Source organism: bacterium, from assembly GCA_024224155.1.
Taxonomy (GTDB): domain Bacteria; phylum Acidobacteriota; class Thermoanaerobaculia; order Multivoradales; family JAHEKO01; genus CALZIK01.
In genome coordinates this window covers 19,438-32,487 of record JAAENP010000124.1, presented here as the reverse complement: position 1 = coordinate 32,487, position 13,050 = coordinate 19,438, and the positions used below count along the sequence as shown (strand labels likewise).

Below are 13,050 nucleotides of genomic sequence, written 5' to 3'. Positions count from 1 at the left end.
GAACCGAGGCTGGAGACGTGTGGAGCCGTCACCAAGACAGCTCGAGATAGCCGAGGAGGAGGCGATCCGCGTTCTCGTGGACGCGGACATTCCGGTCGTCACTGTCGGCGGCGGCGGGATTCCGGTGGTTCGAGAGCCGAATGGAGACCTAAAGGGAGTCGCCGCGGTCATCGACAAAGACCTCGCCTCCTGTCTGCTGGCCAAGAACCTCGGCGCCGAACTGTTTCTTCTGTCGACCGCTGTCGCGAAGGTCGCGATCAACTTCGGCAAGCCGGATCAGCAGGATCTGGACGAGATCACGATCGACGACGCCAAGCGGTACCTGGACGAGGGGCACTTCGCGCCGGGCAGCATGAAGCCCAAGATCGAGGCGGCGATTGACTTTCTCGAACACGGGGGCAAGAGAGTGATCATCACCAGACCCGAGCTCCTCGAAGAGGCCATCCAAGGAAAAACCGGCACCCACATCGTGGGCTGAAAGCAGGGCCGATCACATGTTCATGAGCGGATTCGAGTGCTTTGCCTGCGGCGGTAGCCAACCCGCCAACTTTGGCGGTTACGTCTGTCCCACCTGCGGTGGCAATCTCGACGTGACCTACGACTACAGCAGACTCCAGGCCACCCTTGACCCGAGACTGCCGTTCAGTGGAGTCCGACACGACATCTTCAAATACGCACCGCTCCTGCCGCTGGGCGATCTCTCGCTCGCACCTGCCCTGCGCGTCGGCGCCACCCCGCTGTACCAAGCGCAGCGCCTGGGGCGTCGGGTGGGGCTCGAGCATCTCTTTCTCAAAGACGAGGGTCTCAACCCGAGCGCTTCGTTCAAGGATCGCGCCAGTGCCGTTGCGATCACCCGCGCCCGCGAGCTAGGAGCGGCGGTGGTCGCCGGGGCGAGCACCGGCAACGCCGGCAGCTCGATGGCCTGCATGGCGGCGAGCGTCGGCGTGCCGTGTGTGGTTTTCGTTCCCGAGCAAGCGCCGGCCGCAAAGATCGCCCAACTGCTCGTTTTCGGGGCTCGAGTGCTGGCCGTCCGAGGCACCTACGACGACGCCTTCGACCTGTGCTTCGAGGTGTGCAATCAGCGTGGCTGGTTCAACCGCAACACCGGCTACAACCCCTACACGCGCGAGGGCAAGAAGACCTGCTCCTTCGAGCTCTGTGAACAGCTTGGCTGGACGGCTCCCGACACGGTGGTCGTGCCGGTCGGCGACGGCAACATCATCAGCGGAGTCTGGAAGGGTTTCAGAGATCTGCGGGCTGTCGGCCTGATCGATCGTCTGCCCCGACTCGTCTGTGCGCAGTCGGAGGGCAGCGCCGCCATCAGCAACACCGTCCACACCCTCCAAGCGGAGCCCACCGAATCCGGCTCGATCGACTGGAGCCGGGTCGAGGTCGAGGCGGTGGAGGCCACCACGGTCGCCGACTCGATCTCGGTGGATCTACCGCGCGACGGCCTCGCGGCCGCCCGAGCGGTCATCGAATCCGGTGGCGAAGCGGTGACGGTTCCCGACGACGAGATCCTCGCCGCGGTCACCGAGATCGCGCGACTGGCCGGCGTCTTCGTCGAGCCCTCGTGCGCGACGGTCTGGGCGGCTCTCAAAAAGATGGCGGCCACCGCCGACCTCGGCAGCAGTGAGCGGGTCGTCTGTCTTCTCACCGGCAGTGGCTTGAAGGACATTGCCTCGGCGCGCCGCGTCGCCGGCGAACCCGAAGTGATCGAGCCAACTGTAGAATCCGCCGAAGCAGCTCTCGGTCTATAAGGAGAGTGTCGAAATGAACAACAACTTCCACGAGATCGCCAAGGCGTCCGAGGACGACCTGGTCGAGTTCCTGCGTGACATCGTCGCTATCCCATCGCTCAGCAGTGACGAAGAGCGGGTTGTCCACCGCATCGAGCGCGAGATGAACCAGCTCGAGTTCGACGAGGTCCGGGGCGACCCGATGGGTAACCTCATTGGACGCGTCGGCTCGGGGCCGCGCTCGATCGCTCTCGACGGCCACGTCGACACCGTCGACGTCAGCCAGCCGGCTCTCTGGGAGACAGACCCGTTCGACCCGGTGGTGAAGGACGGCGCGATCTTCGGCAAAGGCACCACCGACATGAAAGGCGGTGTCGCTTCATCCGTCTACGCGGCTGCTCTGCTAAAGAAGAACGGGCTGATACCCGCCGATCTGTCGCTCTACGTGACTGCCACAGTCCAGGAAGAAGATTGTGACGGCCTCTGCTGGCAATATCTGGTCAACGAAGACCAACTCCGGCCCGACGTTGTTGTCATCACCGAACCGACCAGTCTCGCCATCTACCGCGGCCAGCGCGGTCGAATGGAGATCGAGATTTCGACAGAGGGCATCTCTTGTCACGGCTCGGCGCCGGCTCGCGGTATCAACGCCGTCTACAAGATGGCCGACATCATCGAGGACATCGAACGGCTCGACGGGATGCTCAAGCCGCACGAGCCGCTCGGCAAGGGCTCGGTCACCATCAGCCAGATCCGCTCGACCTCACCCAGCCTGTGCGCGGTAGCCGACGGCTGCACGATCCACCTGGATCGGCGCCTGACGACCGGTGAAACAGAGGAAACCGTGATCGAGGAGCTCAACTCCCTGCCGTCGGTGCAGAAGAAGCAAGCCAAGGTCACGGTTCTCGAGTACGACACACCGAGCTACACCGGCCTCTCCTACCCAACCAAGAAGTACTTTCCCTCCTGGCAAACGGAGCTGACTCACCCGGCCATGGAGGCGGCGATTCGAGGGCACCGAAGCGCCTTCGGCAGCGACGCGCATCTCGGCTATTGGGTGTTCAGCACGAACGGCGTCGCCACCGCCGGCCTCGCCGATATTCCGACGGTCGGCTTCGGCCCCGGCCATGAGAAGTGGGCCCACGCGCCCAACGAGAGAGTCGAGATCGAGCATCTCGTGCGCGCCGCCGCCTTCTACATGAGCTTCGCCGTCGAGTACTGCGAGCGTCCGTAGCGCTCCGGACCTACTCGTCGTAGCCGGGATGGGTGACCCTGGTCACCGCCGGCAAGGCACCCTCCGGCGCCGCCCACGGCAGATGGGGCATCGATTGCGACAGGCCCTGGAGCACGACGTACATGGTCGCGCACGGCTCCAGTGACAGCTCGCCATCGTCTCCGGCTCCGAGCCCCGCCTCGACCTCGAGTAGCGAGAGGTCCGGCGCCGTCAGACGCGCCGACAGAGCCGGCGAGGTGTAACGAAGGTCGCCATTCACCTCCAACCGGTGGGTCTCGCCGCTCCAGCGTGCCTCGATCACCGCCGCCTCAGGAGTCTCCGGATCTCGGATGAGCATGAAGGCGTTGTCCTCTTGTGCCCCGAAGTCCGCTCGGTCGAGGTAGAGCCTCGGCTTGTCGCGGTAGGGCTCCCCGGAGGTCGGACAGAACGTCGTGCAGTTGCCGCACTCGTTGCAGAAGTCGGTCAAGACCGCGATCTGATGGCGTTGGTCCGCCTTGAACTCGCGTGGCTCGCCGGCAACGACCTCGCCAGCCGCGACGCTGAGTGCCGGCAGGCTGGCGGTAAACGGACTCGACTCGTAGGTCATCAGCGCCATGTTCGGGCAGACCCCGACGCACAGGCTGCAGATGTTGTGGCAATCGAGACAGCGGCTCGCCTCGGCCATGGCCTCTTCCCGAGTGTAGGTCTTGATCGGCTCGTTGAAGTTCATCCGATCATCGAGCGAGGTGTGTGTCAGCGGCACGCGCCAATCGCGGTGGGCTCGGCGCAGCAGAAGCTCGTGCAGATCGAAGTCCTCGGCGTGACCGTTGCCGTTCGCGCCACCGGCAGCGCCAGCCTCTTCCCGCGCGATGATGGCGGCGGCCACTCGCTTGCCGTCCGCCGCGGCCTTGACGATCGACGAGGGGCCGTCGGCGGCCACGTCGCCACCGGCATAGACACCCGAGACGGTGGACTCGTGGGTCTCCGGGTTCACTCGGATGTAGCCCCAGTCGTTCAGGTCCGGCACCTCGTCGCCGAAGAAATCCAGAATCGCATGCTGGCTGATGGCGAGGATCAGCGTGTCGAGGGGAATCTCGTATTCGGTACCTTCGATCTCGTGCGGAATCTTCCGGCCGCTCCGGTCCCGGTCGCCACGGTACTCCATCTTCGTGCACACCAACCCCACGAGCTTGCCGTCCTCGATGTGGAGCGCGTGGGGCTTCGCCAGCTCGACAATGTCGATGCCCTCTTCGATTGCGCCACGAATCTCCTCCCGATCGGCGGGCATCTGGTCGATCGTGCGCCGGTAGATGAGTGATACGTCGGAACCAAGCCGATAGGCCGAGCGCACGCAGTCCATCGCCGTATCGCCGGCGCCGATGACACCAACTCTCTTGCCGATCGGAACGGGATTCTGCTCCCGAACGCTGCGCAGAAAGCGCAGCGCGTCCATAACGCCCTCGGAGTCCTCACCGGGCAGGTTCAACCTCTTGGCCAGCTGGGCGCCAACCGCCACGAAGACGTAGCCGAACCCCTCGGCCCGGAGCTGCGCCATGGTGAAATCCCCGCCGGCCTTGACGCCATAGCGAATCTCCACGCCCAGCTCCTCGAGAATCTTGACGTCCTGGTCGATCTCCGCCTGGGGCAGGCGGTACTGGGGGATCGCCCCGCCGACCATGCCGCCGGCGTACGGGTACATCTCGAAGATGGTCACGTCGAAACCGGCGTAGGCCAGATTCTGAGCCGCCGAAAGGCCGGCGGGACCGCCACCGATGATCCCCACCTTGGTCTCACCCACCGGCGAGCGATCAAAGACTTTCGGGGAAGCTTCGTGCTCCATGATGAAACGCTTGATGTCGCGGATCGCCAGCGGCTCGTCGTAGTGAGTGCGGATGCAAGTGTTCTCGCACAAGTGGTCGCAAACCCGACCCAGGATGGCCGGCAGCGGGTTGTCCTCCCGGGTGATCGCGACCGCGCCGGCAAAGTCTCCGGTCCGGACCGCATTCATGTACTGCGGCACTTTCTGGTCGACCGGACACTCTTCGACACACGGCGCCTCGATGCAGTCGAACAAACCCAGGGGCCGAGGGGTCTTGGACCGGTCGGTGCGGAACGAGTCCTTCTTGCTGCGCCATTCGGTCCTCGCCTGGGCCGCGTACTGGCGCAGGTTGATCCGACCGAGAGTCCTCGCGGCCGAGCCAACGAGAATCGCGGTCTGCTCTTCGTCAAAGCCGCTCTCGGCGGCCCAGGCGCTCAGGACGTCGGTCACCCGCTCTCCATCGGACGGCCCGGCGCGCCAGTCGGCCAAGCGCCCGGCCAGAGGTTCGCACGCCTCGGTGCCCAGCTCCAGGTCCGAATCCCGAGCCGCATCGCCGAGAATCGACGCGAAGTCTCCGAACTCCGCCTGGGAGATTCCGGTTTTGCAGACGAAATCGGTGAGATCCAGCGCTCCGGCTTCGTCCATGGCGGCGTTCAAAGTCTCGAAATACTGCAGCATCCGCAGATAACCACCGGACTTGAGGAGATCGGAACAGACCGTGATGCTGGTGACCCCGGAGCGCAGAAGGTCCGCGACATTGAAGCAATCCGCTCCGCCGGCGAACGAGATCAGCAGATCCCCCCGAAACTCCTCGGCGAGCGTTTGAGCCAGATTCGTGGTTGCCGCATGGAGCGCGCGCCCCGACAGATACATCATGTCGTCGTCCGGAAAAACGTCACGAAAGTTCTTGACCTCGAGGGTGTTGGTGAGCTTCACGCCGAACACGAGCCCTTTTTCCTTGGCAAGCCGGCGCAGGTTGTGAAGCATCGGAACCGCGTCCTCGTACTTGAGATCGTGCCCGAAGGCCTCGTCGGGAATCTCGACATCACCGAAGCCGAGCTCTTCGTTGATGATCCTGCGCACCTTCTCCGGACCGAGCAGGGTCGGATTGCATTTGACGCTGGTGTGCAGCTCACGCTCGTCCAGTAGGTAGGTACAGATCTTCTCGATCTCGTCCGGCGGACAGCCGTGCATGGTGGACAGGGTGATGGTGTCCGAGATGGTGTCGGGAATCTCGATCTCTCTCACCTCGGGGCACCACTCGGCGACGATGTCGACGTAGGCCTGCTTGTAGGCCGAGCAGTCCGCCATCGCCTCGAAGTACCACTGCACGTTCGGCTTGAGGATCCCCTCCATGTTGTAGCCGACACTCATGTTGAAGATCATTCCCGGGCGATCGCCGGGGAAGCCGAACTTCCGATGAAGAGCGTGAATCAGCACCCAGGCGCGTAGGTACTCGTCGAAGGACTCGTAGACCTTGAGCTCCTGCGACCACTCGACGTTGTAGCCCTCGTCCTGGATGTCGATGCAAGGCTTGTTCACATCGAGCTCGTCGAGCGTCTGTACGGTCTTCAGCTCCAGGAACCGAGATCCGCAGAGCCAGGAAACCACGATGTTTTGAGCCATCTGGGACTGGGGCCCGGCGGCGACCCCGAACGGCGTCTCCAATCCGACGCCGTACTTGCTCAGCTTGAATCGATCCGCTTGGCTGGGAACAAAGATCGCCGATCGGGGCACGCCGAATAGCGAGTCCTTCTCCTCGAGCTCCGTGAAAGCCCACGCCGTCAACTGCTCCATCGAGATCGGGTGAAAGCGGTCCGACATGTCTAGAACTCCCTTCTGCGCATTGGAGACGGCGAACGAGGCGTCCCACGGCTTCAACCCCGTCGGCCTTTCCGCCTGGCACCTGCCTCCAGCTCATAGTCGCGCGTGCAGGCGCTTGGCCTGCTCCGCAGCCTTGGCCCTTACCTCTCCCGCGTCAACGCGCGTCGGCTTGCCCTCGGCGAAAACCACTTCTCCGTCCATGACGATCTCGAGTGGTCTCACCCCCGGGGTGAAAGCCAGGTGCCAGGCATCCATGGGATCGTAGGACCAGGTCACGACGTCCTCTCGGGCCTCGGGCACCAGCTCCCAGCCGTTCTCGAGCCAGCCCCAGGCCGTCTCGGGCGTGGCCAGAACGTCGACCTCACGGTGCTTGACGTAGGCGAGCCGGAACTCCTCGATCATATTGCCACCAATGCCGTCGGAGCCCAGCACCACCGGGTTGTCGAATCGAAAGGGCCGAGCGTAGCCGACGGCGTTGTTCATGTTGGATCTGGTGTTGTGCTGAATCGTACCCTTGAGGCCGTGGTCGTCCGGAATGTGGATGCAGTGGGCGAGAAGCCAGTCGTCATCGGTCAAGCCGGCCAGGCGCTCGGGCGCGCTGACGTCGCCCAGACCCTCGGCGACGTGAATGTGGGCGCCGACGCCCAGATCGGAAGCCAGCGCGGCCGCCGACGCAAGCGTCTCATCGCTGCACGTGAACGCCGCATGGATGCCGACCAGCCCCTTACCCCCGCCTCGCAGAAAGCGCTCGTTCTCCTCCAGGCCGCGCCGAGCTCCGTCGGGCCCGTGGCGGTCGGTCACGCCGTAGGCACAGACGACTCGCACACCGACCTCGGCGCAGGCTTCGGCGATCGTCGACAGCGACCCCTCGATGGCGTTCGGCGACTCGTGGTGGTCCACGATTGCCGTGGTGCCCGCCTCGAGCGCTTCGAGCGCGCCGAGCATCGCCGACCAGCGGATCATCTCCGGATCCAGCGCCGCGTCCAGCCGCCACCAGATCTGCTCAAGGATCTCCTGGAAGCTCGTTGGCGTCTTCGGAGGTGCCGGCATGCCGCGCGCCAGAGACGAGTACAGGTGATGGTGGGCACAGACGAGGCCCGGAGTCGTGTTATCCATGCTCGACCTCCGTCGGGCTGTCGCTCGCGACCGCGAGCGCAGCAAACGTATTGGCTTCCTGCGTCAACGCCAAGTAGCTTAGCAGGCGGATGAAGCTATAATCTCCGGGCACGTGAGCACTATCGAGCGGTTCTTCGGGCTCCGATCTCAGGGCACGACAATTGGCACCGAGGTGCGCGCCGGCGTGGTGACTTTTCTCACCATGTCGTACATCCTCTTCGTCAATCCTCAGATCCTCTCGCAGGCCGGGCTCCCGGCAAGCGACGTCGCCGTCGCGACGGCGCTGGCGGCAGCGGTCGCCACGCTGGTCATGGGCCTTTATGCCAACTATCCCTTCGCCCTGGCGCCCGGGATGGGCTTGAACGCGTACTTCACCTTCGGCGTCGTGGGTACCCTGGGCGTTCCCTGGCCGGTGGCCCTGGCGGCCGTCTTCGTGGAGGGGCTCCTCTTTCTGGCGCTCGCCGCCACCGGCGTGCGGACGGCCCTGCTGCGGGCGATTCCCACGTCGATCAAGATCGCCACGATGAGCGGCATTGGGCTCTTCCTGGCGATCATCGGCTTCGAAAACGCCGGTCTGGTGGTCGATCATCCGGCGACGTTGGTGACCCTGGGCGACGTTCGCAGTCCGACCGTCCTGCTCGCGCTGGCCGGACTGGTCGTGATGACCGTTCTGCTCGCCGGCCGAGTCAAAGGGGCGATCCTCATCGGCATCCTCGGAGTGACCGTGGTGTGCTGGTTCTCGGGTCTCAGTCCACGGCCCGAACAGCTGTTTAGCCTGCCCCACCTTCCGGAGGAGACTTTCCTAGCGCTCGACTTCAGCGGCCTGCTGACCGGCAAGCTCATTCTGGTCGTTCTCGCCTTTCTGTTCGTGGATATCTTCGACACGGCCGGCACCTTGATCGGTGTCGGCAGGCTGGCCGGCTTCGTGGACGAAGACGGCGAATTGCCTCGAGCCAACCGGGCCTTCGCTGCGGACGCCATTGGCACCGCGGTCGGAGCCGCCGTGGGAACCAGCACCGTGACCAGCTACGTCGAATCGGCCACCGGCGTCGAAGAAGGGGGCAGAACGGGTCTGACCTCCGTCGTCGTGGGCGGCCTCTTTCTGCTCTCGCTGTTTCTGACGCCGCTCTTCACGGCGGTGCCCGCCATCGCCACGGCGCCGGCCCTGATCGTGGTCGGGGCGCTCATGATGCAGGGCGCCCGCGACCTCGACTGGTCCAGGATCGACGAAGCCGTGCCGGCCTTCCTCACCGCGGCGACCATGCCGTTTACCTATTCGATCGCCAACGGCATCAGCCTGGGCATCGTCTCGTACGTCCTGATCAAAGTGCTGCGGGGTCGCTTCAAGGAAGTTCACCCGATCCTGTATGTGCTGGCGGCACTCCTGGCCGGCTTCTACGCGGTTCGAACGGGCGGCTAAGGAAACCGCACCTTTCCTTGCGGAACTCAGCCCAGGCAAGTTGACCTACGACCTGATCATCCGCAATGCCCGCCTTCGCCGGCGCGAGGCGGCCGTAGACATCGGCATCGCCGACGGCGTGGTCAAGAAGATTGCCGGGAAGATCACCACTCGCGGCCGCAAGGTGATTCGCGCAGACGGCAACCTGGTCACGGAGTCGTTCGCCAATCCCCATCTTCATCTCGACAAGGTCTACACCCTGGGGATGCTCGACTCGCGCTCGATCGAGTCCTATCACGGCGGTGAAATGGGTGCCGCGATGACCGCCATCGAGCAAGCGGCTCGAGTCAAGGAGAAGTACGATCAGCGTTGGATCCTGGGCAACGTTCGCAAGGCCTTACGGCTGGCCGCCCGATTCGGCAACACCCACATCCGGGCTTTCGCCGACATCGACTCGAAGGCCCGGCTGATCGGCGTCAAGGCCCTTTTGAAGGCCCGGGAGGAGTTCAAGGGGGTCGTGGACGTTCAGGTGGTGGCGTTTCCGCAGGACGGCGTCGTGCGCGAGCCGGGGACCGCGGATCTGGTGCGCGAGGCCATGGATCTGGGCGCCGACGTCGTTGGCGGGATCCCATGGATCGAGTACACCGCCGAGGACGAGCAGAAACACATCGACGAGATGTTCGAGATCGCCAGGACCTACGACGCCGACGTTTCGATGTTAGTCGACGATGCCGGAGACCCGGGTTTGAGGACTCTAGAGAAGATGGCGGTGAGAGCTATCCAGGACGGCTGGACGGGACGTTGCCTGGCGCACCATGCGCGGGCCATGAGCATGTACCCCGAGCCCTACTTCAGGAAGATCAGCGCATTGCTGAACAAGGCCGGCATGGGAGTGGTCACCGATCCCCATACCGGGCCACTTCACGCGCGTGCCAAGGAGCTCATCGCCCAGAATGTGCTCGTAGCCCTGGGGCAGGACGATATCGCCGACGCCTACTATCCGTTCGGTCGCAATAACATGCTCGAGGTGGGATTCCTCGCTGTTCACATGCTCTGGATGACGACCTTTCCGCAGATGGAGAAGATCTACGACATGATCACCGTCGACGCGGCGCGAGCGATGAACGTCGAGAGCTTCGTGCTCGAGACCGGTGCGCCGGCCCACTGCGTGGTGTTGAACGCGGGCTCTGTCTACGAAGCCCTGTGGCACCACGAACAACCAAGGTACGTGATCAGCCATGGCCGGCTGATCGACCCAGCCGCCCTTCCAGGCCAGGGAAGCAGAACACACTGACCCTCGAGATTGCCATCGTCTTCGGGATTCTCGCCGCCGCGATCATCCTGTTCGTCAGCGAGCTGATACGCGTCGATCTGGTGGCTCTCCTGGTTCTCATCGCCCTCGCCCTGACCGGGCTCATCTCGCCCAAGGAGGCGGTCTCCGGCTTCAGCAATCCGGCGGTGATCACCGTCTGGGCCGTGTTCATTCTGAGCGGAGGGCTGTCGCGGACCGGTGTCGCCGGGATTCTCGGTCGCCAGGTGCTCCGCCTCGCGGGCAACAGCGAAGCACGCCTGATCATGGTCATCATGCTGACCTCGGCTACCCTCTCGGCGTTCATGAACAACGTCGGCGTGGCGGCGCTCTTGCTGCCGGTGGTCATGGACATCTCGCGACAGACACACCGTCCGCCTTCGAAGCTGCTCATCCCGCTCGCCTTCAGCTCGCTGCTCGGCGGCCTGATGACCCTGATCGGCACGCCCCCGAACATTCTGGTCAGCGCGGCACTCGGCGAGCACGGCCTCGAGCCCTTCAGCATGTTCGACTTCACTCCCGTCGGAGCCCTGGTGGTGGTGGCCGGGATTGCCTATATGGCTCTGATCGGCCGTCGCATTTTGCCGTCGCGTAATCCGGCGCGGGAGATGACCGGCGACGAGGAGGACCTCGATGAGGTCTACAGTCTGCAGGGTCGGATCTTCGTGCTCGACGTGCCAAAGGACTCGCACCTGGCGGGACAGAGCCTGGCGGAGAGCCGCGTCGGCTCCGCTCTCGGCCTCAACGTCATGGGAATTCTGCGCAAGGGGCGCCTCGACCTCGCTCCCGACCCGGCCGTGCGCTTCGAGCCCGGCGACCGGATCGTGGTCCAGGGCCCCCGGGATGTTCTCGGCGAGGTCGGAGTCTCCGAGTACCTCACCTTGGAGCCGGTGACCGTAACGCCCGGCGAGCTCGTGTCCGATGATGTGGGATTTGCCGAGGTCGTGCTCACGCGTCGGTCCCACCTGCTCGGTCACAGCCTGCGCGAGACCGACTTTCGCAGCCGTTTCCAGGTCCTGGTGCTGGCGGCCTGGCGAGAGCGGGGACCTCTTCGTACCCACCTGGCCGAGACCCGACTGGCGCCGGGCGACGTGCTGCTGGTCCACGGCAAGCGAGAGAATCTCGACAAGCTGCGCGACGATTCTCAGTTCCTGGTCTCGGATGTCGCAGACGTCGCGAAGTACCGTCTCGAAGATCGGCTGATGTCGGTGAGCGTGCCGGCTCAATCTCCCGTCGCCGGCAAGACCCTGGCGGAGAGCCGGCTCGGGGACGTCTTCAGCCTGGGCGTTATGGCCATCATCCGCGACGGCCAGAAACAGCTCATCCCTCCGGCCGACGAGCAGTTGCTCGCCGGCGACACGCTGCTGGTCAAGGGCCGGCGAGAGGAGCTCAAGACCCTGGAAGGCCTGCACGAGCTGCCGGTCGACACCGAAATCGCTCCGGAGCTCAGCGAGCTCCAGTCGGAGCGGGTCGGCCTGGCCGAGGCCGTCCTGGCGCCGCGCTCGGCCGCGGCGGGCAAGACCCTGCCGCAGCTGCATTTCCGCGAGAAGTACGGTTTTAACGTCATGGCCGTGATGCGCGAGGGCAAGCCCTATCGCAATCTGCGCTACTTTCCACTCCAGTTCGGCGACGCCCTGCTGCTGCACGGCCCGCGAGAGAAGCTCAAGCTGCTCGGCACCGACCGCGACTTTCTGGTGCTCACGGAAGAGGCCCAGGAACCGCCGCTGATCGAAAAGGCACCGCTCTCGGCCCTGCTGATGGCCGCCGTCGTCGGCTCGGTGATCCTGGGGTGGATGCCGATCTATATCGCCGCGGTCACGGGCGCCGTCCTCATGGTCTTGAGCGGCTGCCTGACCATGGACGAAGCCTATCGCTCGATCGAATGGCGGGCTGTTTTCCTGATCGCGGGAATGCTGCCTCTGGGCCTGGCGATTCAGCAGACCGGAGCCGCCGAGCTGGTCACCCGGCTCGTGGTGGACTGGGTCGGCGGTCTGGGACCGTTGGCCGTTGTCGCCGGCCTCTACCTGCTCACCGCCTTTGCCGCCCAGGTCATGCCCACGGCCGCGGTGGCCATCCTGGTCGCACCGCTCGCCGTCAACACCGCCGCCGACCTGGGAATGTCTCCGTACGCCCTCATGATGACCGTGTCGCTGTCGGCCTCCGCCAGCTTCATGAGCCCGGTGGCGCATCCCGCTAACGTCCTGATCATGGGACCGGGCGGCTATCGCTTCATCGACTACATCAAGGTCGGCCTACCTCTGACCCTGGTCTGCCTGGTGGTAACGCTTCTGATGCTGCCGCTGGTCTGGCCGCTGACGCCGTAGGCGCGGAGTCTCACTGTATGGCGGCGGTCGACCTCCGCTTGCGCTCGAGCGGGTAGTGGTACGAGTCAGGCTAGCAAGATGATGAGCAGCACGGCCATCACGCCAAGAATCACCCACCAGGCCACGTCGCCCTTACTAGGCATGGATGAGATCCTAGCATGGGCCAAGATGCTCAAAACGTACCACTACCCTCGAGCGGCGGTCGCGATCCGCTGAGCTATACTGATTCAGAGACACTCCAGCGGGTTCCTTGGCGGCCGCACAGCAGCATGGTTGAATCTCCGGTTTCGACCGGGTCTTCGAACTC

General features: G+C 64.5%; 8 protein-coding genes. 6 read left to right on the top strand and 2 right to left on the bottom strand.

Features of this window, described 5'->3' with window-relative positions; genetic code table 11:
* The 3 genes from GY769_07015 to GY769_07005 all read left to right on the top strand — a co-directional run.
* On the top strand, window positions 1–478 hold a 478-nt coding region (locus tag GY769_07015; GenBank protein MCP4201668.1), incomplete at its 5' end, for a carbamate kinase.
* Between the two features lie 22 nt (window positions 479–500).
* Window positions 501–1,760, top strand: coding sequence for a threonine synthase (gene thrC / locus GY769_07010; protein MCP4201667.1), 1,260 nt, complete (start codon window positions 501–503; stop codon window positions 1,758–1,760).
* Window positions 1,761–1,773: 13 nt separating this feature from the next.
* On the top strand, window positions 1,774–2,973 hold the full coding sequence (locus GY769_07005; protein MCP4201666.1) for a YgeY family selenium metabolism-linked hydrolase: 1,200 nt from the start codon (window positions 1,774–1,776) through the stop codon (window positions 2,971–2,973).
* 10 nt (window positions 2,974–2,983) lie between these two features.
* Here the strand turns inward: GY769_07005 and GY769_07000 are convergent, their stop codons facing one another.
* Both GY769_07000 and GY769_06995 read right to left on the bottom strand, forming a co-directional pair.
* Window positions 2,984–6,595: an FAD-dependent oxidoreductase gene (locus GY769_07000; GenBank protein ID MCP4201665.1), complete on the bottom strand. Its 3,612-nt coding sequence runs from the start codon at window positions 6,593–6,595 to the stop codon at window positions 2,984–2,986.
* A gap of 93 nt (window positions 6,596–6,688) precedes the next feature.
* Window positions 6,689–7,711, bottom strand: a complete 1,023-nt coding sequence (locus GY769_06995; GenBank protein ID MCP4201664.1) for an amidohydrolase family protein — start codon at window positions 7,709–7,711, stop codon at window positions 6,689–6,691.
* 112 nt (window positions 7,712–7,823) lie between these two features.
* Between GY769_06995 and GY769_06990 the strand changes: the two genes are divergently transcribed.
* Genes GY769_06990 through GY769_06980 form a run of 3 tightly spaced genes read left to right on the top strand, consistent with a single transcriptional unit; the run spans window position 7,824 to window position 12,743 of the window.
* Entirely contained in the window at window positions 7,824–9,131 is a 1,308-nt protein-coding gene (locus tag GY769_06990) for an NCS2 family permease (protein ID MCP4201663.1), read from the top strand.
* On the top strand, window positions 9,079–10,404 hold the full coding sequence (locus tag GY769_06985; GenBank protein MCP4201662.1) for an amidohydrolase family protein: 1,326 nt from the start codon (window positions 9,079–9,081) through the stop codon (window positions 10,402–10,404). The genes GY769_06990 and GY769_06985 overlap by 53 nt, the downstream gene beginning before the upstream one ends.
* Window positions 10,314–12,743, top strand: coding sequence for an SLC13 family permease (locus GY769_06980; protein ID MCP4201661.1), 2,430 nt, complete (start codon window positions 10,314–10,316; stop codon window positions 12,741–12,743). The genes GY769_06985 and GY769_06980 overlap by 91 nt, the downstream gene beginning before the upstream one ends.
* Window positions 12,744–13,050: the final 307 nt, after the last annotated feature.

Coding starts and splice junctions, on each gene's coding strand:
- GY769_06995 (MCP4201664.1), bottom strand. CDS start 7,711: ATGGATAACACGACTCCGGGCCTCGTCTGTGCCCACCATCACCTGTAC.
- GY769_06985 (MCP4201662.1), top strand. CDS start 9,079: ATGTGCTGGCGGCACTCCTGGCCGGCTTCTACGCGGTTCGAACGGGCG.
- GY769_07005 (MCP4201666.1), top strand. CDS start 1,774: ATGAACAACAACTTCCACGAGATCGCCAAGGCGTCCGAGGACGACCTG.
- GY769_07000 (MCP4201665.1), bottom strand. CDS start 6,595: ATGTCGGACCGCTTTCACCCGATCTCGATGGAGCAGTTGACGGCGTGG.
- thrC (MCP4201667.1), top strand. CDS start 501: ATGAGCGGATTCGAGTGCTTTGCCTGCGGCGGTAGCCAACCCGCCAAC.